This window comes from Halomonas sp. DP5Y7-2, from assembly GCF_019802025.1.
GTDB classification, from domain to species: domain Bacteria; phylum Pseudomonadota; class Gammaproteobacteria; order Pseudomonadales; family Halomonadaceae; genus Halomonas; species Halomonas litopenaei_A.
The window spans coordinates 209,081-230,952 of sequence record NZ_JAHVHY010000007.1 but is presented as its reverse complement, the minus strand read 5'-3'; the positions used below and the strand labels follow the sequence as shown (position 1 = coordinate 230,952).

At 60.1% G+C, this 21,872-nt stretch carries 22 protein-coding genes; 19 read left to right on the top strand and 3 right to left on the bottom strand.

The genetic code is table 11. The features are described 5' to 3' along the window. The first annotated feature begins 138 nt into the window (after window positions 1-138). The 11 genes from ectA (at window position 139) to KUW18_RS14835 (ending at window position 11,395) form a co-directional block, all read left to right on the top strand. On the top strand, window positions 139-717 hold the full coding sequence (gene ectA / locus KUW18_RS14885) for a diaminobutyrate acetyltransferase (RefSeq protein WP_206938721.1): 579 nt from the start codon (window positions 139-141) through the stop codon (window positions 715-717). A gap of 91 nt (window positions 718-808) precedes the next feature. Continuing rightward, window positions 809-2,074 carry a diaminobutyrate--2-oxoglutarate transaminase gene (gene ectB, locus KUW18_RS14880; protein ID WP_206938723.1) on the top strand — a complete coding sequence of 422 codons (1,266 nt, stop codon included), beginning with the start codon at window positions 809-811 and terminating at the stop codon, window positions 2,072-2,074. A 136-nt stretch (window positions 2,075-2,210) separates the two neighbouring features. Beyond that, on the top strand, window positions 2,211-2,603 hold the full coding sequence (locus tag KUW18_RS14875; RefSeq protein ID WP_206938725.1) for an ectoine synthase: 393 nt from the start codon (window positions 2,211-2,213) through the stop codon (window positions 2,601-2,603). Window positions 2,604-2,841: 238 nt separating this feature from the next. Beyond that, window positions 2,842-3,831 (top strand): transporter, encoded by a 990-nt coding sequence (locus KUW18_RS14870; protein ID WP_206938727.1) that lies wholly within the window; start codon window positions 2,842-2,844, stop codon window positions 3,829-3,831. Window positions 3,832-4,347: 516 nt separating this feature from the next. Beyond that, complete coding sequence (locus KUW18_RS14865; RefSeq protein WP_206938729.1) at window positions 4,348-5,349, top strand: TRAP transporter substrate-binding protein; 1,002 nt, start codon at window positions 4,348-4,350, stop codon at window positions 5,347-5,349. Between the two features lie 227 nt (window positions 5,350-5,576). Then, window positions 5,577-6,203 carry a TRAP transporter small permease gene (locus tag KUW18_RS14860; protein ID WP_315900677.1) on the top strand — a complete coding sequence of 209 codons (627 nt, stop codon included), beginning with the start codon at window positions 5,577-5,579 and terminating at the stop codon, window positions 6,201-6,203. A 2-nt stretch (window positions 6,204-6,205) separates the two neighbouring features. After that, complete coding sequence (locus KUW18_RS14855; RefSeq protein WP_222561752.1) at window positions 6,206-7,486, top strand: TRAP transporter large permease; 1,281 nt, start codon at window positions 6,206-6,208, stop codon at window positions 7,484-7,486. 41 nt (window positions 7,487-7,527) lie between these two features. After that, window positions 7,528-8,670: a mandelate racemase/muconate lactonizing enzyme family protein gene (locus tag KUW18_RS14850; RefSeq protein WP_206938733.1), complete on the top strand. Its 1,143-nt coding sequence runs from the start codon at window positions 7,528-7,530 to the stop codon at window positions 8,668-8,670. Further along, complete coding sequence (locus KUW18_RS14845; protein WP_315900676.1) at window positions 8,667-9,530, top strand: amidohydrolase family protein; 864 nt, start codon at window positions 8,667-8,669, stop codon at window positions 9,528-9,530. The genes KUW18_RS14850 and KUW18_RS14845 overlap by 4 nt, the downstream gene beginning before the upstream one ends. A gap of 141 nt (window positions 9,531-9,671) precedes the next feature. After that, window positions 9,672-10,475: an NAD-dependent epimerase/dehydratase family protein gene (locus tag KUW18_RS14840; RefSeq protein ID WP_206938735.1), complete on the top strand. Its 804-nt coding sequence runs from the start codon at window positions 9,672-9,674 to the stop codon at window positions 10,473-10,475. A 161-nt stretch (window positions 10,476-10,636) separates the two neighbouring features. Further along, window positions 10,637-11,395: a FadR/GntR family transcriptional regulator gene (locus KUW18_RS14835; RefSeq protein ID WP_206938736.1), complete on the top strand. Its 759-nt coding sequence runs from the start codon at window positions 10,637-10,639 to the stop codon at window positions 11,393-11,395. A gap of 5 nt (window positions 11,396-11,400) precedes the next feature. Here the strand turns inward: KUW18_RS14835 and KUW18_RS14830 are convergent, their stop codons facing one another. Next, entirely contained in the window at window positions 11,401-11,937 is a 537-nt protein-coding gene (locus KUW18_RS14830) for a DUF3833 domain-containing protein (RefSeq protein WP_206938738.1), read from the bottom strand. A gap of 362 nt (window positions 11,938-12,299) precedes the next feature. After that, a complete protein-coding gene (locus KUW18_RS14825) occupies window positions 12,300-13,226 on the bottom strand; it encodes a LysR family transcriptional regulator (protein WP_222561751.1) in 927 nt (308 codons plus the stop codon). 119 nt (window positions 13,227-13,345) lie between these two features. Here KUW18_RS14825 and KUW18_RS14820 point away from each other — a divergent pair, with 119 nt between their 5' ends. The 8 genes from KUW18_RS14820 (at window position 13,346) to yidD (ending at window position 20,933) form a co-directional block, all read left to right on the top strand. Beyond that, window positions 13,346-14,260, top strand: coding sequence for an alpha/beta hydrolase (locus KUW18_RS14820; protein WP_206938742.1), 915 nt, complete (start codon window positions 13,346-13,348; stop codon window positions 14,258-14,260). 119 nt (window positions 14,261-14,379) lie between these two features. Then, window positions 14,380-15,309, top strand: a complete 930-nt coding sequence (locus KUW18_RS14815; protein WP_206938744.1) for an alpha/beta hydrolase — start codon at window positions 14,380-14,382, stop codon at window positions 15,307-15,309. Window positions 15,310-15,996: 687 nt separating this feature from the next. Further along, the gene (locus KUW18_RS14810) at window positions 15,997-16,848 is read left to right on the top strand and encodes an ATP-dependent zinc protease (RefSeq protein WP_206938746.1); all 852 of its coding nucleotides are present in this window, start codon (window positions 15,997-15,999) and stop codon (window positions 16,846-16,848) included. Window positions 16,849-16,908: 60 nt separating this feature from the next. Continuing rightward, window positions 16,909-18,423: an inactive transglutaminase family protein gene (locus KUW18_RS14805; RefSeq protein ID WP_206938748.1), complete on the top strand. Its 1,515-nt coding sequence runs from the start codon at window positions 16,909-16,911 to the stop codon at window positions 18,421-18,423. A gap of 3 nt (window positions 18,424-18,426) precedes the next feature. Continuing rightward, the gene (locus KUW18_RS14800) at window positions 18,427-19,407 is read left to right on the top strand and encodes an alpha-L-glutamate ligase-like protein (RefSeq protein WP_206938750.1); all 981 of its coding nucleotides are present in this window, start codon (window positions 18,427-18,429) and stop codon (window positions 19,405-19,407) included. 71 nt (window positions 19,408-19,478) lie between these two features. Then, window positions 19,479-19,976 carry a transcriptional repressor gene (locus tag KUW18_RS14795; RefSeq protein ID WP_206938751.1) on the top strand — a complete coding sequence of 166 codons (498 nt, stop codon included), beginning with the start codon at window positions 19,479-19,481 and terminating at the stop codon, window positions 19,974-19,976. Beyond that, window positions 19,973-20,413: a phosphoribosyl-AMP cyclohydrolase gene (gene hisI, locus KUW18_RS14790; protein ID WP_206938761.1), complete on the top strand. Its 441-nt coding sequence runs from the start codon at window positions 19,973-19,975 to the stop codon at window positions 20,411-20,413. Before KUW18_RS14795 ends, hisI begins: the two co-directional genes overlap by 4 nt. A 232-nt stretch (window positions 20,414-20,645) precedes the next feature. Further along, window positions 20,646-20,933, top strand: coding sequence for a membrane protein insertion efficiency factor YidD (gene yidD, locus KUW18_RS19820; RefSeq protein ID WP_315899984.1), 288 nt, complete (start codon window positions 20,646-20,648; stop codon window positions 20,931-20,933). Between the two features lie 144 nt (window positions 20,934-21,077). On the opposite strand, the gene KUW18_RS14780 is transcribed toward yidD, so the two are convergent. Further along, a complete protein-coding gene (locus KUW18_RS14780) occupies window positions 21,078-21,497 on the bottom strand; it encodes a SufE family protein (RefSeq protein WP_206938771.1) in 420 nt (139 codons plus the stop codon). Between the last annotated feature and the right edge of the window lie 375 nt (window positions 21,498-21,872).

The window sequence follows — 21,872 nt, the reverse complement described above, 5'->3', positions numbered from 1 at the left end:
GCGCCCAACCACGGGCGCTACGGTGCTCGCATAACATTTTGTTATGATTCTGAGGCTTAAGAATAATCCAGATTTTGAAATGTCATAATCGACTGTTATAATGGCTGTCCAAATTCGCTACAGCGAAGCATAACGAACATGACTGCAAGCACTGAGCCCTTCACACCTTCCGCCGACCTCGCCAAGCCCACCGTGGCAGATGCAGTGGTCGGGCACGAAGAGGCGCCGCTGTTTATTCGCAAGTCCAATCCCGAAGACGGCTGGGGGATTTACGAGCTGGTCAAGTCGTGCCCCCCGCTGGACGTCAATTCCGCCTATGCCTATCTGCTGCTGGCGACCCAGTTCCGTGACAGCTGTGCGGTTGCCACCAACGAGGAAGGGGAGATCGTCGGCTTCGTTTCTGGCTACGTGAAAAGCAATGCCCCGGACACCTACTTCCTATGGCAGGTAGCGGTGGGCGAGCAGGCCCGCGGAACCGGACTTGCACGGCGCTTGGTCGAGGCCATTCTGACGCGACCAGAATTCACCGAGGTACACCACCTCGAGACCACCATCACGCCTGATAACCAGGCCTCGTGGGGATTGTTTCGACGCTTGGCAGATCGCTGGCAGGCCCCGCTTAACAGTCGCGAGTATTTCTCCACTGATCAGCTAGGTGGTGAGCACGATCCCGAAAACCTCGTGCGCATCGGTCCGTTCGATACCACACGTATCTAGCTCCATCACTTGATGGCGAGGCGTGTACCGACGCTTCGCCATTCTCTCCTCATTCAGATTCACTGCTTACGAACCCGACAGGAGGTCACCAATGCAGACCCAGATCCTCGAACGCATGGAATCCGACGTTCGTACCTATTCTCGCTCCTTTCCGGTCGTCTTCACCAAGGCGCAGAATGCTCGCCTGACAGACGAGACCGGTCGCGAGTACATCGACTTTCTTGCCGGTGCAGGTACCCTCAACTACGGGCATAACAACCCGCACCTCAAGCAGGCGCTGGTCGACTACCTGGCCACCGACGGCATCATTCACGGTCTCGACTTCTGGACGGCCGCCAAGCGCGACTATCTCGAGACCCTCGAAGAGGTGATCCTCAAGCCGCGTGGTCTTGACTACAAGGTCCACCTTCCTGGTCCGACCGGCACCAATGCGGTGGAAGCGGCCATTCGTCTGGCCCGCGTGGCCAAGGGACGTCACAACATCGTGACCTTCACCAATGGCTTCCACGGCGTCACCATGGGGGCGCTTGCCACCACCGGTAATCGCAAGTTCCGTGAAGCCACCGGCGGCATCCCGACCCAGGGCGCATCCTTCCTGCCGTTTGATGGCTACATGGGCAGCGAGACAGATACGCTGGATTACTTTGAAAAGCTCCTGGGTGACAAGTCCGGCGGCCTGGACGTGCCTGCGGGCGTGATTGTGGAAACCGTTCAGGGGGAGGGCGGTATCAATGTCGCCGGGCTCGATTGGCTCAAGCGACTCGAAAAGATTTGCCGCGACCACGATATCCTCTTGATCATTGATGATATCCAGGCGGGCTGCGGCCGCACCGGCAAGTTCTTCAGCTTCGAACACGCGGGCATCACACCGGACATCGTGACCAACTCCAAGTCGCTGTCCGCGTTCGGCCTGCCGTTTGCCCACGTCTTGATGCGTCCCGAACTCGACAAGTGGAAGCCCGGCCAGTACAACGGTACCTTCCGTGGCTTCAACCTGGCCTTCGTGACCGCTGCAGCGGCCATGCGCAAGTACTGGAGCGACGATACCTTCGAGCGTGATGTCCAGCGCAAGGCACGCATCGTCGAGGAACGCTTCCAGAAGATTGCCGCCTGGCTGAATGACAAGGGTTACACCGCGTCGGAGCGGGGCCGCGGACTGATGCGTGGCATCGACGTTCAAAACGGTGAGGTGGCAGACAAGATTACCGCCAAGGCCTTTGAAAACGGCCTGGTCATCGAGACCAGTGGCCAAGACGGTGAAGTGGTGAAGTGCCTCTGCCCGCTGACCATCACCGATGAAGACTTGCTCGAAGGCCTCGATATCCTCGAGCGCAGTACTCACGAAGCGCTTAGCTGAGATCCTCAGGACCGGCTCATCCTGGCTTAGCCCAGAGATAGCCACGGCCTGATAAGATCGAGGGTCATGGTGGCACCAACGTCCCGAGGGATGGTGCACCATGGCCTGTCGAAACCCCCTGACAATGGAGTGTTCAATGATCGTTCGTAACTTGGAAGAAGCACGTCAAACCGATCGCCTGGTCAAGGCAGAAAACGGTAACTGGGACAGCACCCGACTGATGCTCGCCGATGATGGCGGTCAGTGCTCGTTCCATATCACGCGTATCTTCGAAGGCACCGAGACTCACATCCATTACAAGCATCACTTCGAGGCGGTCTACTGCATCGAGGGTGAAGGTGAGGTCGAGACTCTGGCCGACGGCAAGATCTGGCCGATCAAGCCAGGTGATATCTATATCCTGGACCAGCATGACGAGCACCTGCTGCGGGCCAGCAAGACCATGCACCTGGCCTGTGTCTTCACACCAGGACTGACCGGCAAGGAAGTGCATCGCGAGGATGGCTCCTACGCTCCGGCCGATGACTGAACGGTGTGATGGCCATAACAGCCAAGCACAACAGCGGCGCCCCTGGTGGGCGCCGCTGTCGTTTTGAGATCCCAACGTTGGCGCAGATTGAAACAAGACGCCGTCACTGACGTCGCTGCCAATTCGGCCACGACGTCTCGTTGGATCCGTCGCTACGTCAGGCAATTTGCAAATTGTGCCAAAAAGTTGGGCAGCCCCCCTATACTTTGCTTCACACCATCTGATGGAAGCGCTGACCATGCCTGCCCGTTGTCTTGCTGCCGACTACCGCTACCCCCGCCTGGAAGGGCGCCCGTCCCGTCCTTGGCTATCGGTGTTCGCAGCCCCGTTGCTCCTTTCGATCACGGCCTCCGCCCACGCCTCAGAGGGCGCAAGCAGTATCTATGTTCCCGGGGCCTATAACGATTTTGCTGCCGGGCTTGCTCCGCCGCCCGGCGTCTACGCGCGCAATGATCTGGTGCGTTACGAAGGGGAGATCGGTGCCAGACCTTTGGGCGGTAGACTGGATGCGGGCCTTGAGCAGACCCTGTGGTTCAACCTGCTGAAGCTTACCTGGGTCACAGACGTGGAATGGCTGGGGGCTACCTACATTGCTGGCATCAACATTCCCTATGTGTTTGATGTCAGCGTAGATCTCAACGCCGAATTTGCCGGGCAAGAGCGCTTCAGCACGGGCAGCAATGATGGCTTCGGTGACCCGTACCTGGTGCCCATTGCGTTGAATTGGGCCAACGGCGCGCATCACACCACCGCAGCGGTGGGAGTGAATATTCCGGTGGGACGCTACGACGAAGATGATCGCATCAATCTGGGGCGCCACTACTGGGCCATCGACCCGACAATCACCTATAGCTGGCTACCGGCAAGCGGCTGGGACCTGTCACTGACGGCTGGCATCCTGTTCAACTTCGAGAACGATGCCACCGATTATACGACCGGGGACGAATTTCACCTGGATGTGTTGGCCGCCAAATATGTGACGCCGGGTTTCGGCCTTGGCGTAGCCGGTTATGTCTACGAGCAGCTGGAGTCGGACTCCGGGCCGGTGCCCGACCGTCTGGATGATGGCTTCCGCAGCAGCGGAGCAGGGGTGGGGCCGGCCTTCATGAAGAGTGTCTCCCTGGGGCAGACACCGGTCACGCTGATCGGCAAGTGGCTTCACGACGTGTCCTCGGAAAATCGCTTTGACGGCGACACGGTCTCCTTGTCCGCCGCCTGGGCCTTCTAGAGCCCTTGAGCAGGGCTGGAAGGCTGCTTGAGACACGCTTCGGTCCAGAAACTAGCGCACATGCCAATGGTGATAGCCGCGTCACTTACCGAGCACCACATGACACCAGGGCGCTCCTGCTTGCGAGCGCCAGGCTCAGGCCAGGCCGTGCCCATATCGGCTCTGGAATTGCGGATTTACAACTATTGACACCTTGCGTGTTTCCGCTGCCCACCAAAGGTCACTGGTGGTGTCTGGCATCGGCGCGCTGCAGCTTGGACTCGCCGAGGCTCCGTAACTCGCCGAGATAACACTCGCGCTCATATGTCCCGTTGCTGGCTCACGGGAAGACCTTGCACTTTAGTCAAAAGATGTTATTTGCGACTTGCGATCTGGATGCTCAAGACACTACTTTGTCATACATAATATAACAACGTCAGGTGTGAGCCTGGCGCCGGACGGAGGGCCGCAGGGTAGGGGCATTCCTCCGGGCCAGAGATGACAACAACAGCAATAACGTCGATACGAGGTCTCGCCATGTCTTCTGCACGTCATGCCACCAACGCCGCCATTCTTGCTGCCGTTACTGCCAGCGTGGGACTTGTTGCTACCCCCGCCATGGCGGAACAGTGGCGGGGATGGAACATTCACCCACCGGAGTATCCCAATAGCATTGCGCTCGAGACCTTTGCCAAGCAGGTCGATGACAAGACCGACGGCAGGATCACCCCCAAGGTCTACCACAATGCCGTATTGGGAGATCAGCCCGACGCCATAGAGCAGACGCGCAATGGAGCGCTGGACTTCGGCAATTTCAACATGGGACCGATGGGGCCCATGGTGCCTGCGGCCAATGTGCTGTCACTGCCGTTCATCTTTGAAAGCGAAGAGGCCATGTATGAGCTGATGGACGGCGAGATCGGTGACCGCTTCGCTGCTGCCATGGAAGAGCAAGGCTTGATCGCTATTGGCTGGTTTGGCGCCGGATCACGCAGCCTCTACAACACCGATCATCCGGTGCAGACCCCTGATGATGTCAAGGGCATGAAGGTGCGGGTGATGAACAACGACCTGTACGTGGAGATGATCGACGCTCTTGGCGGTAATGCCACGCCGATGGCCTACGGGGAGGTCTATCAGTCGCTGACCACGGGTGTAATCGATGGTGCGGAAAACAATTTCCCCTCCTATGAGTCCAGCGGTCACTACGAGGTAGCCCGCTATTACTCGCTGACCAATCACCTGGTGATTCCAGAGTGCCTGTGCGTGGCCAGAAGTAGCTGGGAGCAGCTCTCGGCCGACGATCAAGCGGCCATCAGGGAGGCAGCGGCGATCGCCACCAGCGAGCAACGGGAGCTGTGGGCCCAGCGCACCGAGGCCAGCCGTCAAAAGGCGCTTGATGCCGGCGTCGAAATCAATGAAGTGCCCGACAAGACGGCCTTCCAGACGCTGATGGAACCGGTCTATGACGGCTTCCTGAGCGATAACCCCGACCTTGCATCTCTGGTCGATGACATTCGCGCGGCGCAGGCCGACTAACCTCACGGACGCGCTGACATCGTCAGCCCAAGGAAGCACTGACGACATCAGCCGAGCGCAATGACACGCAAGGCTCCGGAAGCGAAGAAGTCGGAGCCCATGCGGCATAGGTGAGGTGTTCGAGCACCGCGCAACGCAACAACTCATGCGCTCGGGCGATGACGCCGTGTTTCCTCTGCGATCAGGCTAGGCCGGCCCCTGCATGGGGCCGGCAGGGAGGTATCTGTGTGAAAGCACCCCATCAATCGTCTTCGGCGGAGCCAGTACCCAGCGCCTCGGAAGGGTCAACGTCGACGCGCCGCGGGGCCTTTCCGCCGGCGTCGCCTGAATCCCGCTCGATTCGCTATCAGCGGCAGCCGCCGGATACGCTGGACCGGCTGCTGGATAGCCTGGCCCACGGCTGCATCATGGTGGCAGGGGTCTTGCTGGTGTTTTTGATCATCACCTTCGGCTGGTTAGTGTTTGGTCGCTACATCCTCAATGACACGCCCACCTGGGTGGAGCAATCCGCCTTGCTGTGCGTGGTGTACATCACGTGCCTTGGCACCGCAGCGGGGGTTCGCCACAACGCTCATCTGTCCATCGATCTGTTCAGGGATGCCATGCCCGGACCGATAAAGACGCTGATGCACCATCTTGCTGACCTGTTTGTGCTGGCCTTTGGCGGTTTCATGGCGTGGCAGGGCTGGCTGTTGATGATGACCAACCTGGCCCGGCCGATTCCCATGCTCGGGCTTTCTGAAAGTTGGCGTGCGGCCCCCTTGGTGATCTGCGGCGTGCTGATGTCGCTATTCGCCCTGGTCAACATTGTCCGGCGTCTCGCTGGCCACCCGACATCCACACAGGAGACCTGAACATGGGACTGGCGATCGTCTTTGGGCTGTTCGCACTCGGGCTTGCGGTGGGTGCTCCCGTTGCCTTTGCGGTTGGGTTAGCTGCTGTAGGCGGCTTCCTCTACGAGGGCCTACCACTGTTTGTCGCGTTCCAGCGGATTCTCTCTGGTATCTCGGTATTTTCCCTGCTGGCGATTCCGTTCTTTATTTTCGCCGGCGAACTGATGCTGCATGGGGGAATTTCCCAGCGTCTGGTCAGGCTCGCCTCCGCTGCGGTGGGCCGTGTGCGAGGCGGACTGGGGGTGGTTAACGTCACCTCATCGATGCTGTTCGGCGGCATTTCAGGGTCTGCGGTGGCCGACACCTCGGCGCTGGGCTCCATTCTGATTCCGGTCATGAAGGAAAAGGGCTATGACGCAGACTATGCGGTCAATGTCACCGTCACCTCGTCGGTGGCCGGCGTCGTCATCCCCCCCAGTCACAACATGATTCTGTATGCCGTGGCAGCCGGTGGCGGTCTGTCCATCACCCAGCTGTTCATGGCGGGCATCGTGCCGGGCATCGTGATGTGCGCGCTACTGGCCTTGGCTGCCTATCTGGTCGCGGTGAAACGAGGGTATCAGGGCGAGCCTTTCCCCGGCTGGCAGGCGCTGGTGGTCAGCCTTGCGGCGGCACTGCCAGGACTTCTGACGGCGGTGATCATCGTCGGCGGCGTACTCTCCGGAGTGCTGACGGTGACCGAGTCCGGTGCCTTCGGTGCGATCTACGCCATCGTCATCACCGCACTGGTCTATCGCGAGCTCAACTGGGCCTCGTTCAAGCAGGCTGTCTACCAGTCGGTGCGAACCACCGCGCTGGTGATGATTCTGGTGGGCTGCGCGTCAGCCTTTTCCTATCTGCTCGCACTGTACAGCGTGCCGGAGCTGCTCACCGAGGCGCTGCTGGGCATCAGTGACAATCCCGTCGCCATTCTGCTGATGCTCAACCTGATCCTGCTGGCTCTGGGCATGATCATGGACATGGCCGCACTGATTTTGATCTGTACACCGATTTTTCTGCCCATCGCCACCCAGTTCGGCATGGATCCGATCCAGTTCGGCATCATGATGATGATGAACCTTGGCCTCGGCCTGTGCACGCCACCGGTAGGCGCCTGTCTATTCGTCGGCAGTGTGGTGGGCAAGATCAAGATCGAGCAGACCGTACGTACCATCTGGCCGTTCTATCTGGCGTTGTTTGCTGCGCTGATGCTGGTGACCTATGTACCGGCACTGTCCATGGCGCTACCCAACTGGCTGCAATGAACGCCCCTAGACCCACTGCAGAAGACGTCGGAGCATCGCCCATGAAGATAGCCAAGGTACAGACCCATCTACTGGATCATCCTCTTGACCAGGCCTTCGAAAGTGCCTCCATGCGCTTCGAGCGCCGCCAGCACTGCCTGGTCGAGATCACCTGTGAGGATGGCACCGTGGGGTGGGGCGAATGCCTGGGGCCCGCCCAGGCCAACGCGGGGGTGGTGGCCACCTATGCTTCGTCCCTCATCGGCACCAACCCCCTCGAGCATGAAAAGCGCTGGCTCGAGCTGTACAACCGGTTGCGCGATCAAGGCCAGCGTGGACTGACCATGACCGCGCTCAGCGGCATCGACATCGCCTTGTGGGATATCAAGGGCAAGCACTATGGGGCCAGCATTGCCGAGTTGCTGGGAGGCCGCTTCAGAGAGCGTGTAGAGGCCTACGCCACTGGATCCTTTCGCCGTGACGGCGTCGATCGCGTCAGCGATATCGCGGCAGAGGTCGCCGGCTATGCGGCGGAAGGCTTTAACGGGGTCAAGATCAAGATTGGCTTCAACGTCGAAGAGGACCTGCGGGTCATCGCTGCGGTGCGGGAAGCCATCGGTCCTCGGCGTCGCCTGATGATCGACGCCAACCACGGTTACGATCTGCTCGAAGCACTTGAAGTGGGACGTCAGGCGGCGGCCTTCGGGGTGGACTGGTTCGAGGAGCCGGTACTGCCGGAGCAGATAGCGACCTATCGCGCGGTGCGTGAAGGTCAGCCGCTGCCGGTGGCAAGTGGTGAAAACTGGCACGGCCGCTATGCCATGCAAGAGCCGCTCGCCAGTCGGGCCATCGACATCTGCCAGCCGGATATTTGTGGGGTAGGGGGCTTCACCGAAATGCGCCGGGTGGTGGACATGGCCGCGCTGCACGGCGTGCGGTTGATTCCCCATGTGTGGGGTACTGCGGTGTGTATTGCCGCCAGCCTTCAGGCCATGGCCGCGCTGCCACCCAACCCACCGAGACGCGAGCCTATCGAGCCCATCATGGAGTTTGACCGTACCCACAACCCCTTTCGGCAAGCCGTGGTGCTTAAGCCTTTGGAGCATGATGCCGGCTGGGTGTCGATCCCCGATGGTCCTGGGCTTGGCATCGACATCGATCGCGACGCCCTGACACGTTTCGCCCTCAAGGAGACAAACCTGTGATTCCGGCCAATACCCGTCCACTCGAAGGACGCCACCCTCGGCTGGTAGCCCCGGCAGGTGCTACCGACTGTCACGTGCACCTGTATCTCGAGGGCTTTGAAGCTCAGCCAGGCGGACCGCCGATCAAGGAACTGGCGACGGTCGACGACTTGCGTCGCTATCAACGCTGGATGGGGCTGGACCGTGTGGTCGTCACCCAGTCCAACGCTTACCAGTTCGACAATGGCGCCTTGCTGAGCTCCCTCGACCAGCTCGGCCTTGATAGTGCCCGTGGTGTGGCCGTGGTGGCCCCCGATACCTCGATGAGCACTCTGGAGCAGTGGCACGCGCGAGGCATCCGTGGTGCCAGGATCATGAACTTGCCCGGTGGCGCCGTGCCGATCGCTCAACTCAAGCAGATCGAGCCGCTGATCCGTCCACTAGGTTGGCACTTGATGGTGCAATTCAATGGCCGAGAGCTGGACCAGCACTTGCCAACCTTACAAGGCATCGACTGCCCGTACATCATTGACCACATCGGCAAGTTCATGGATCCAGTTCCCGCTGATGACCGCCGCGTAGACGCGATTCTGCGATTGCTGGATCGGGGCAATGCCTGGTTCAAGATCTGCGCCGGCTACGAATCGAGCGTGACCGGAGGACCCCACTACGAGGACGTGGGCGCGATTGCTCGAAGGGTGATCGCCCACGCGCCAGAGCGAATCCTGTGGGGCAGCAACTGGCCACATGTCGGCGTGCCACGGGAGCAATACCCGGACGACCCTGACCAGCTGGATATTCTGTTGAGCTGGGCAACACAAGCGCAACGTCAGAAGATCCTGGTCGATAACCCGGCCACGCTGTATGGGTTTGCCAGCTGAATGCTTGAGAACAGGCTTGTCGGCAGAGTAACGGTGGATGGACCGGGCCGTGAATGGGCATGAGCATCAGCACGCTCAGCCTGGCCGGGATTGAGATAACCGTCGAGACATTCAACGGGCGTACAGATCAAGGAGACTGACATGCTGAATCGACTACTGGTAACCGGCGCAGCGGGTGGACTGGGCCAGGCCCTGCGACCGCACCTGGGCCGTCTTGCTCGCCACGTTCGGCTGTCCGACGTGGCGGAACTACCAGGCGGGTCAACGGCAGATAACGAGGAAGTCGTGCGGGCAGACCTCGCTGATGGTGCTGCGGTCATGCGCCTGGTCGACGGCTGCGACGGCATTCTTCACCTCGGTGGCGTTTCGGTAGAGCGCTCCTGGCAGGAGATTCTGCCCGCCAACATCATGGGTACCTATCATCTCTACGAGGCGGCTCGGCAGCAGCAGTGCTCGCGCATTGTCTTCGCCAGCTCCAATCATGCCATCGGCTTCTATCCACGCACCGAACGTCTGGATGCCCGGGTTCCGCACAAACCGGACTCTTTGTATGGGGTGTCAAAGTGCTTCGGCGAGGACCTGGCCAGTCTGTATTTTGACAAATTCGGGGTGGAAACCCTCGCCGTGCGGATCGGCTCCTGCTTTCCAGAACCGGCCGACACTCGAATGCTGGCGACCTGGATGAGCGTCGACGACTTCGTGGCATTATTGGAGCGCGCCTTCGTTGCACCCAAGCTCGGCTATACCGTGGTGTATGGCGCATCCAACAACGCCGAGCAATGGTGGGACAACCGCGAGGCGGGATTCTTGGGCTGGGTACCCAAGGACAGCTCGGAGCCCTGGAGAGCCCAGACGGAGGCAAGGGAAGGGCGCCTGGACCCGAACGACCCTGCCGTGCGCTTTCAGGGCGGCAAATTTACCGCCCAGGGCCACCCGGATGATTGAACCAATGGGCACAGTGGCGCATCGCCAAGGCGGGCGACCCTGTACCAAATAATGAGGAATGTCGGCGGTGATCGCCTAAAAGACCCGCCGTCAACACCCTGTTACAATGACGCTTTGCGGAAAGACGTGCGTCCTGCATGCGCACTGAAGAGGAATCGACCATGGCAGCCAAGCCTGTACCCCGAACGGAACCGGTACCGCTCAACGTCAAGAAGCTGACCCGTGAGGGCAGCCTTTCCATGAATGTGGCTGACCAACTGGAGGGGTTGATCACCGCTGGCACCATCTCTGTAGGCGAAAAACTGCCCACGGAGAGCGGTCTGTGCGACTCCTTTGGCGTCAGCCGCACGGTGATCCGTGAAGCGGTGGCCCATCTGAAATCCCTGGGCCTGGTCGAGGCCAGGCGTGGGGTTGGCACCACCGTTATTCGCCAGGCGCCCGCAGAAGCCATGCCAGCGAAGCGCATCAGGCCGACCACCGTAGAAGATATCCTGCACGTGCTTGAACTGCGCTTGAACCTTGAGCCTGCGGCGGCGGCATTGGCCGCCGAGCGCCATGAGCTGGCGGATGTCGATCGGCTTAAAGAATCTCACCAAGCCTTCGTCAAGGCGCGCCAACAGCACAGTCAGGCACGCAACGAGGATTTCGACTTTCACCATGCCATCGCTCAGGCGACGCACAACCCGTTTTTCCCCCAGGCGCTGGAACAGCTGGATCTGAGCGCCATTCCGCGCTCGAAACTCGCGTCCAGCGAAGTCAATGCCGAATCCAGCGTGACCTATCTAAAGCGCGTGGAGGCGGAGCATCAGGACGTGCTTGACGCGATCCTGTCACGCCAGCCCGATGCTGCCAGAGCCGCCATGGCACGACATCTGGAGCGCGCCCGCGAGACCTACCAGCAGTTCAAGGAAAAAAAGTAGGAGGGTTAGGGAGTACGCTCGAACACCAGTGTGACTTCCCCGAGCGTCACACCGAACTTTGACATGGTGGTGCGATTGATCAATCGACCGTCTGGCTGCAGGTACATCCAGTCATCCATGGTGAAGGTGATGTCCCGCTCGCCGACACGAACCTCGAGTGGGTAGCGCATGTGGAAGGCGTGACCCGCCTGACGTGCCATGACAACGCCCTCGACGTCGCTGGCACGGCCTTGCCAGCGTCCACCGTCACCTCGCTCGAAGGTCCACACCCGACGGTCCTTTTCACCGTCCGCGTAGGTGAATCGCTCATCCAGGGTCAGGGTATCGCCGTCGACGCGACCTTCAATGTCGACGGTGAAGCGTCGCTGCACCTCGCCGCTGTAGTCTTGGACCATGCCCCAGGCTCGCGTCTGGCCGTCGAAGTACTCGGCGATATCGAGCCGCGGCGTCGTTCCAGCGTAGCGTGCGACGTCGACATTGGCGCAACTCACCAATATCAGAAGCACGGCCAGCCCGGCGACCCATCGGATTTTACTGTACATTGCAAAGATCCTTGTAAAAGTGTCGTACAGTAAATATAGGGAATAACGGGTGGGACTGCCATCAGTGAGCCATTCTTCAATAGTTCGCATAATCTATATTATGTTAAATACGCAGTGTGAAGGGAGATGTGGAAAGCATCGACCTGGATAGCCCAGACCCGAAAACGCTGGATCCAGAGATACCAGGCTTGATCCAGAGATACCAGGACTGGTGGCATACCTTGAGCTCAGGCATCGCCTTGGGTAGCTGCTTTAAGCCAGCGAATGGCCCGCGAATGGCCCGCGAATGGCGAGACAGCACTGAGCCCTACCCTGGCCCGTCCTTCATCAGGGATCAATGCCAAGAGATCCTTTGCACGCGATCACTTCCGCTCGAAGCTCGATCGCTGGTCTACCAGGAAATCAATCAGTGCTCGGATCTTGGCAGGCATGTGCGCTCGCGATGGCACGTACAGATAGAACCCGGAAAAAGGCTGACACCACGGCTGCAGTACCCGAACCAAGGTTCCGTCCGACAGTTGCTGACGGACGCACAGATCCAGATGCTTCACCAAGCCGACCCCTCTGACTGCAGCATTCAACATGCTGTCGTCATCATTGAAGATCACGTTTCCTTTGGGTTCAAACACCAGGCTTCGCCCGTCTGGCTCTGGTGAGGTAAAACCCCAACGATCGATCGCACCGCTTGACGCGAATCGATAACCCAGACAGTTGTGCTGGACGAGATCGGCTGGCGTCGTCGGGATACCGTGCCGCTTGATGTACTCGGGAGAGGCAACGATGGCCATCTCGATCGGCGGTGTCACCGGCACAGCCACCATATGCTCATCCAAGCTCTCCCCGAGACGCAATCCGGCATCCATCCCTTCGGAGACGATGTTGGAAAAGCCATCGTTCATGACGAGCTCCAGTCGCAACTTTGGGTAGCGAGCGAGAAATTCGTCCATTCGAGGTTCCAGCAACAGTCGGGACGCGACCCGGGATGTATTGATCCGGATGCCCCCCGACGGCTCCGCCTGGGCCTCGCCCACTTCTGAGACGGCCCGCTCAATGGACCCCAGAGCTGGCTTCAGCGAGTCATAAAGTCGCTGCCCTTCTTCAGTCAATGACATGTTCCGAGTGGTTCGATTCAACAGACGAACGTTCAGCTGCTGCTCCAGAGTCTTGAGCTGCTGGGACAGCGCGGCACGCGACACTTCCATCTCGGTGGCGGCCCTGGTGAAGCTGCGATGGCGGGCAATGTGGAAGAACCACACCAGTCCCGGGTATTGCGTGGGATCCAAGGGCATATTGGTAACCGTGACTTAACAGTCATGTCATTATAGAGCCGTTTATCGAAAACAGTAGAGCTCCTAATCTTGTCGGTATTGAGCGGTACACACCCGATGATCCCGATAGGAGCCTCAGCATGAAAAGCGTCAGCATCCCGACCCTCAACGGCCAAGGCACCACCCTCGCCGCGGATATTCATTTCCCTGCCGGCTTCGATGACGGCAAGGCTTATCCCGCCGTAGTGGTCTCGCACCCTGGTGGCGGCGTAAAGGAGCAAACCGCCGGCTTGTACGCCAAGCACCTGGCGGAGGGCGGTGTTGTGGCCATCGCCTATGATGCCTCGTATCAGGGTGCGAGCAGCGGCGAGCCCCGCCAGCTGGAGAACCCCCACGTGCGCACCGAAGACATCAGCGCCGTGATCGACTATCTGACTACCCAGTCTTACATCGATGCCGAGCGCATCGGCGCTATGGGGGTCTGCGCCGGCGGGGGCTACACCGCTAACGCCGCCATTAACGACCGCCGCATCAAGGCGCTGGGTACCGTGAGCGCGGTGAATATCGGCCAGATGTTCCGCAACGGATGGGATGGCAGCGTCGCCGATGCAGATGCCCTGCCGCTGATTCAGCACGGCTCACAGGCCCGTACCGAAGATGCTGGCAACGGTGATCTGGCCACCCTGCCCCTGGCACCGATGCGCCGTGAAGACGCGCCGAACGAGGAACTGGCAGAAGCCTGGGAGTACTACCACACCCCGCGCTGCCAGCATCCGAATGCGCCCGGCTTTATGACGGCTCGAAGCCTCACCCAGATCATCACCTACGATGCCTATCACAAGGCTGAGGCCTTTCTGACCCAGCCCCTGCAGGTGGTGGCCGGCAGCGCGGCGGGCAGCAAGTGGATGAGCGATGACCTGTATGCGCGCGCCGCCAGCCAGGACAAGCGCTTCCATGTGGTGGAGAACGCCAATCACATGTCGCTGTATGACGTACCCGGTTACGTCGAGGAAGCCGTATCGGTGTTGGCCCCGTTCTTCCGGGAAACACTGTAAAGCCAGAGCTTTCCAGAGCTATCCAGACCAATGAGAAGGCGGGCGCCAAAGTGCCTGCCGGGTGCTTCAGCTACCACTCTTCTGTCTGTCAAACCTCACCATTCGTGAAGGAGTCCGTCATGAGCCATGTTCAGAACGTCAGCTACCAGAATCTCGGCTGGGAAACCTCGGCTGATCTCTACCTGCCGCCGGCCTTCGATGAAAAACGGCGCTATCCGACCATCGTCAGCACCCATCCCATCGGCAGCTGCAAGGAACAGACGTCCGGCAATGTCTACGCGAAGGCGCTCGCCGAGCAAGGCTTCGTAGTGCTGGCCTTCGATGCCAGCTTCCAGGGTGCCAGCGGCGGCGCACCACGCTATATCGAAGACCCGGCGATTCGCGTCTCCGACATCCGTTTCGCCATCGACTATCTGGTCACCCTGCCCTATGTCGATGCCGAGCGGATCGGCGCCATCGGCGTATGCGGTGGAGGTGGCTACACCATCCATGCAGCGATGACAGATCATCGCATCAAGGCTCTGGTCTCAATCACGGGGGTGAACTTCGGTCGACTGATCCGCGAGAGCTTCAGCGAGTTCGACCCGATCGGCGCGCTTCAAGCCATGGCCCAGCAGCGCACGGCAGAGGCCCAGGGCGCACCACGTCACATCATCGACTATCTGCCGCCGTCGGTAGAGGATGGCCGGAACAACGGTATCAACGACATCGACGTGCTGGAGGCCACCGACTACTACAAGTCGCCCCGCGGCCAGCAACCCAATGGCGCCACCAGTGGGCTGTTCTCTTTCAACAGCGCCGCGATGGGCTGGGACGCCTTCCTGCAGGCGGAAGTACTGCTGACCCAGCCGTTAATGGTGATCATCGGCGACAAGCCCGGCGGCTTCGGTGCCTATCGCGATGGTTGGGAGATCTATGGCCGCGCCGTCTCAAAGGATAAGCATATTGTCGTCGCCGAAGGCTGGTCGCACTACGACCTCTATGACCAACCCGAACCGGTGCGGCAGGCCCTCGACGCCCTGGTGCCGTTCTTCAGGGAGCGACTGTGATCCCCAAGCGGTAATCCCCTGCACATCGCTCTCCCACGCTCGCTCCGGTGAGAACACCGGGGCGATCCCTCTACAAGGTGCACCTGGTGGCCTTGGACAACCCGCCAAGGCAGGCGAGGAAACCCACGTCCGGAAGGCCATGGATATGTCACAAGACCCTGCCAGGAATGCAATCCCCAATAAGTTATGGCACATCATCTGCACCACACCAGGATGGTTTCCTCGGCATGAAGGGGCCTGACAGTGCTGTAAAAGCCAATTGAGTATGAACCCGGCATCACTGAGCAGACAAGACAGCGCGAATATCGCTCAGTGATCCTGGTTCTGAACGAGAGCTGAAACCGATAATTGGCACAACATTTACCTTAGAGTGCTGATATACCGAGCGTTGCTGACGGCTTGGTCGGTAGCTATGTTCACTTACATGTTGCGAGGACGCCCGTGCTGGGCTGGATATGACGCACGGACTTCGCTCCTGCGACCTTCCCGCGACGCCGCCAGTGCGTCTCGCCTTCACCAACCACGCACCCAGCGGGACTTGAATCCTCCTTTCGCCCATGTGCCAGCATGGACAGCGCAGGCATCGCTCCTTATCATCCCTTCAATTTGGTTCATTCGGATGCGTCATTAGGGCGCAGGCCGTCAGCCAAACCTTTTTGCCGATGCCGATACAAGGACGCTAGCGTCATGCCTCTTCGACCGACCTGTATGATTCCTCTGGCCGCCGCTGTCATGCTGGGAGGCTGTGCTCTGGCACCGGTCGATACACAACCGCCCCCCGAGCCTCTTACGCCGGCAGAATTTCACGCTGAAATGCAGCGGCTGGAAACCCGCCTGGCCGGCCAGTGCAACATTACCGAGGATGTGCTGAGCGCCCAGCGCGCCCAGGACCTGCGCATGACCGCCGATATCCGTGAAGTCGGCAGTCTGCTCCGCGGCGTCCGCAGCGACCTTGAGGCATTGGACCGAGACACCTCACAGGCCAATGTTCAGGTTGCCCAGTGTGAGGCCTCTACCGAGTCTGGCATCGACAACAAGGAGCTGCTCGGGCGCAGCGAGTGGGTCGGCTTGCCCAACGTCGGCACGTATCTGAAGGCCAGAATCGACTCCGGGGCCAACACCTCGTCGCTGTCCGCCACCGATGTCACCACCTTCGAACGAGATGGTGATGAGTGGGTTCGTTTCAAGCTTGGGCTGAACGACAAGGACTCTGTGGTCGAATCGGTGCGAGACAAGTGGATCGAAGCACCGGTCAAGCGCAATGTCACCATCGTTCAGGCCAATGGTGAGGAAAGTCGTCCGGTGGTCAGCCTGCTGATGACCCTTGGTCCCATTCGTGAACAGGTAGAGTTCACCCTCAATGACCGTACCCACCTGAGCTACCCGGTGCTGCTTGGGCGGCGATTCCTGCTCGACATTGCCGTTATTGATGTGGCTCGCCACTACCTGCACGACCGCCCCGAATTCCCAGGAGGGGAATCCGCCAGCGAAGCTGCTGATGAAGAAGCGGCCGATCGTGATGATCAGGAACAGCCCTGACCGAACGCTGTGTGCCAGCCCTCAGCTGGCTGGCCTTTCGCTCCCGTTTAAGGAAGACCCATGTCCAGATTGCCCTTTTATCTGATCGTCGCCCTGCTGATGGTGGTCGGCATCGCTACAAGCATCCATCGCCACGTGGAATTCGAGGTGCCATGGACCCCGGGTGAACAGCGCCAGGTCTGGGAAATCGAGGCTCAGGTCACCTTTGATGGCGATGGCAAGCCGGCCAAGGTGGACATGGCTCTGCCCTCCTCCCAACCGGGTTTCCGGGTGCTGACTGAACACACCGCGTCCCCGGGCTACGGGCTTGCCTTCCTGCAGCAGGATGGCGCGCGCCGTGCGGAATGGTCCACCCGTGAAGCCAGCGGTGACCAGCGTCTCTATTACACGGCCCAGGTCCTGGTGACCGAAGGCGGACGCAAGGCATCAGAGCCGCCTCCGCCTCCGCCCGTCAGCGATGTGGCGTGGCAACGGCCCTACGATACTGCCGCCCAGCAGGTCATCGACCGTGCCTGGGACCGCTCCTCGGATGCCTTCACCTTCGCCCGGGAACTGCTGAGCGAATTTGCGGACAACCGTCAGGGCGAGAACGCCCGTCTGCTGCTGACTCAGTTTGATCGTGTCCCCCTCGCCGTCCGTCTGCTCAACCAGGCGGGAGTTGCCGCGCGTGAAGTCAACGGCCTGATGCTCGAGAGCGGACGCCGCCGCCAGAGTCTGACTTCCTGGATCGAAGTCTACGACGGTGACCAGCGCGCCCTGTTCAACCCTGCCACCGGTGAACAGGGCAAACCCGACAACCTGCTGATGTGGGAAAGCGCCGGCAACGCTGTTCTGGAAGTGGAAGGCGGCAGCGACTCGCGGATTTCCTTCTCCATGCTGGTCCGCAATCAGCCCGCTGCGGCAGCGGTCAGAAGCCAGCTGGCGGAAGACAGTGACACCCTGCTCAACTTCTCGATCCACAGCCTGCCGTTGGAAGAACAGGCGCTGTTCCAGACCATCCTGCTGATTCCCATCGGCGCTCTGGTGGTGGTGCTGCTGCGGGTACTGGTGGGAATCAAGACCTCGGGCACCTTCATGCCCGTGCTGATTGCCCTGGCCTTCATCCAGACATCCCTGCTGACCGGCCTGATTGGCTTCCTGCTGGTGGTAGCGGTAGGCCTGGTGATTCGTAGCTACCTGTCGCACCTGAATCTATTGCTGGTGGCGAGGGTGACGGCGGTGATCATAACGGTCATCGCCATCATCTCCATCTTCACGGTCTTGTCCTATCGATTCGGGCTCAATGCCGGCCTCACGATCACCTTCTTCCCGATGATCATTCTGTCCTGGACCATAGAAAGAATGTCCATCCTGTGGGAGGAAGAAGGCCCCAAGCAGGTACTGATTCAGGGTGGTGGCAGTCTGCTGACAGCGGTGCTGGCTTACCTGGCCATGAACAATCCCTGGATTCGCCATATCACCTTCAACTTCCTCGGGCTGCAGCTGATCCTGATGGCCTTCATCCTGCTGCTGGGCAACTACACCGGCTATCGCCTGCTCGAACTCCGGCGCTTCAAGCCGGTGACGGAGGACTGATTCATGCGTGATTGGACCAGCCCAGGCAAGCTGAGGGCCAAGGGGATTATCGGTATGAACCGGCGCAACATCCGCTACATCGGCCGATACAATAGCCGCAAGCTTTACCCCCTGGTGGACGACAAGCTCAAAACCAAACTGCTCGCTCAGGAGTATGGCATCACCACCCCCGAGTTGATCGGCACGGTGTCTACCCAGTTCGGCGTCAAGCGGATTGGCGACATGCTGGCGGGCCATAATGGCTTCGTCATCAAGCCGGCCAAGGGCAGCGGCGGCAAGGGCATCCTGGTGATCGAACGTGTCGAAGGCCGGCATTTCATCAAGCCAAGCGGCGCCGAGCTCGATATCGAGGACATCGAGAGGCACGTCTCGAACATCCTCTCCGGTCTTTACTCCCTCGGCGGAGCACCCGATGTGGCGCTGGTCGAGGCGCTGATCAACTTCGACACTTCCTTCGCGGCTTACACCTATGAAGGTGTGCCGGATATTCGCGTCATCGTGTTTCAGGGATATCCCGTCATGGCGATGATGCGCCTGTCCACTGCTGCTTCGGATGGTAAGGCTAACCTCCACCAGGGGGCAGTAGGCGTCGGCATCGATATCGCCAGCGGACGAGCTGTTCGCGGCGTCCAGTTTGACCGCGCGCGCACCGACCATCCCGATACCGGGCACGAGTTGGCCAGCTTGCAAATTACCGGCTGGACCACCTTGCTGGAGCTGGCCTCCGGCTGCTTTGAAATGACCGGTCTTGGCTACTTGGGTACCGATATGGTGCTCGACCGAGATCGCGGCCCGATGCTGCTTGAGCTCAACGCGAGGCCAGGCCTGGCCATCCAGATGGCCAACGGTGAGGGGTTGCGTCGTCGCCTGGACCTGATCGAGGCACAGACAACGTCGCGCAATGCAGCCGAACGGGTCGCCTTCGCCCAGCACCATTTTGCTCGCCAAGGAGAGCTGCAGGACAGCCCAGCCGAAGCCATCTGACCCGCCTGCTTGCTGGCTCGCACCTGAGCCAGCAGGTAGACTGACATCTGGATTTGCACTTTTAGGCCCCCATGACCGATACCGCCCTGCTGCAACAGGCTGAAGAACACTGCGCCCGACGTGGTGTACGCTTCACGCCGATTCGTCGCCGCGTGCTCGAGCTTATTGCCGACGCCTGCGGTGGACTGAAGGCTTATGATCTTCTGGACCGGCTGGCCAAGGACCATGCGGCCGCGCGGCCGCCGACGGTCTATCGTGCTCTGGAGTTTCTGATCGAACAGGGGCTGGTCCACCGCATCGAGTCCTCCAATGCCTATGTGGCATGCCCGTGTCCTGAGCATGCTCATCGCTTTCAACTGCTGATCTGCCGTCAGTGCGGGCTCGTGGAAGAACTGCATCTGGACGATATCAATGAGGAGTTGTCCGCACGAGCTCGATCCCTGGGTTTCAAGGTACAGCGTCAGACCATCGAGCTTCACGGCCTGTGCCAGCAGTGCCAATCCCGCGGCGACGATAGCTCAGCCCACAATGGAACCTCTACCCATTCCACCGACAACGGAGCCCCATGAGCGATTTCATGAAACGCCTCGAGAGCGAACCCAAGGACAGCTGCCACTCCCTCGAAGAGGTGCTGAACCACGTTCGTTTCAATGGGGACGGGCTGCTGCCTGCCATTGCCCAGCAGCACGATAGTGGCGAGGTGCTGATGATGGCGTGGATGAACCGCGAGGCCCTGCAGGAAACCCTGAGCACTGGGCGCGTATGCTATTACTCACGCTCGCGCAGCAAACTGTGGCGCAAAGGGGAGACCTCCGGGCAGCAGCAGCATTTGAGAAGCGCTTCGCTGGACTGTGATGGCGACACCCTGCTGCTTCAGGTCGATCAGACCGGACCTGCCTGTCACACCGGACGTCGTAGCTGCTTCTACGTGGGACTGGAGGACCAGCAGGCGCGCATCACCAGCGCCCCGCTGATGGACCCCAATGAGCTCTACAACAAGAAGTGATGCACGCCGTGGCAGTCAATCAAGCACTGCCCAGGTGAGCGATGGTAACCGGGTCGACCCTCACACGGGCGAGACGGGCACTCCGGCACAGCATGGCGCCCGCCCTGCTCCGCCGCCGCCCCTTCTACAGCATCATGCAGGCTGTTGCTGTGGCGAGGAGCATGCAGACGCCTCCCCCTCGGCTCCTTTGCAGCAGACACCTGGAGAGCTAGCACTCCCCCGTCAACAGGGGATCAAGCGCTGGCTGTCACTGCCACTGCTCGGTGTCATCCGTGTCTATCAGACGGTGATCAGTCCGGTGCTGGGGCCACGCTGTCGCTACTGGCCGAGCTGCTCTCACTACAGCCATGAAGCCATCGTCGTGCATGGCCCACTGCGGGGTGGGTGGTTGGCAGTGAAACGCATACTTCGCTGTCATCCCGGTGCCGAGGGTGGCATCGATCCCGTGCCGGGCGGGCCCAGTGAACAGCTGTGTCGCGATGATCCTGAGCTGGATGATCATTTTCGGCCTCGCCCTTAGCGGAACCTATAGGGAGACACTGCATAAATGCCTACGCAGACGAGTCGCGGCGCTTGGCGGGCCTACGCAACACTCCCTTGACTCTGCCAAGCCCGGCGGAGCGACAGCTTTCGTGTATCTCTAGCGCTCGACCTTGCCGGACCGTTACGCCGCCTCTTGCTCGGCGACGCGATAAATCCTCTGCAGCATCGCATTGAGTCCGTTACTACGGGTCGGCGACAGGTGCTTGTCGAGCCCCAGATCCTTGAGAAAATGAGGACTGGTGGCGAGGATGTCGGATGGCGTGCGCTCATTGTAAATCCGCAGCAGCACCGCAATCAGCCCAGATACGATAGCCGCATCCGAAACGGCAGCGAAGTGCAGCAGGTCGCCCTGACGCTCGTGGCGCATCCACACATTTGACTGACAGCCCTGGATCTTTAGCTCATCCCGCTTGTCTTCTTCAGCAAAGGGCGGCAGCGCCTTGCCCATGTCGATGATGTACTGATAGCGATCCATCCAGTTGTCGAACAACTCGAATTCTTCCAGCAGCTCCTGCTGGGCCTGTTCCGCGGTAGTGGTCATGGAAACTCCCTGAAATAGCTCGCGCCAGTATACCTTTACCACGCCCCCGGCGTCGTCCCTCCCGCGGCCACCCTTCTACTGCGAACATGAAGACCTACCGCGGACATGAAGACGACAGCGAGCGTGCTAGACTGTAGCCGCTTTACCCCCAGCGATGAATGCATGGTATCGCTATCGGCGATAAGCCAGGCTCGGAAACGCTCGACCATGCTCCATTGTCGGTAACATCGGATACCTGGCCACAACGTGGTGACTCGCTGTGATGCGTCGACTTGATGTCTCGGTCGTAATACATCGGGCATGACAACCCGGTTATAACGGCCGGGTATTCGCCACTCGTTCTGGCAAGTAGGTGTTAGCGGCCCGGTTTCACGA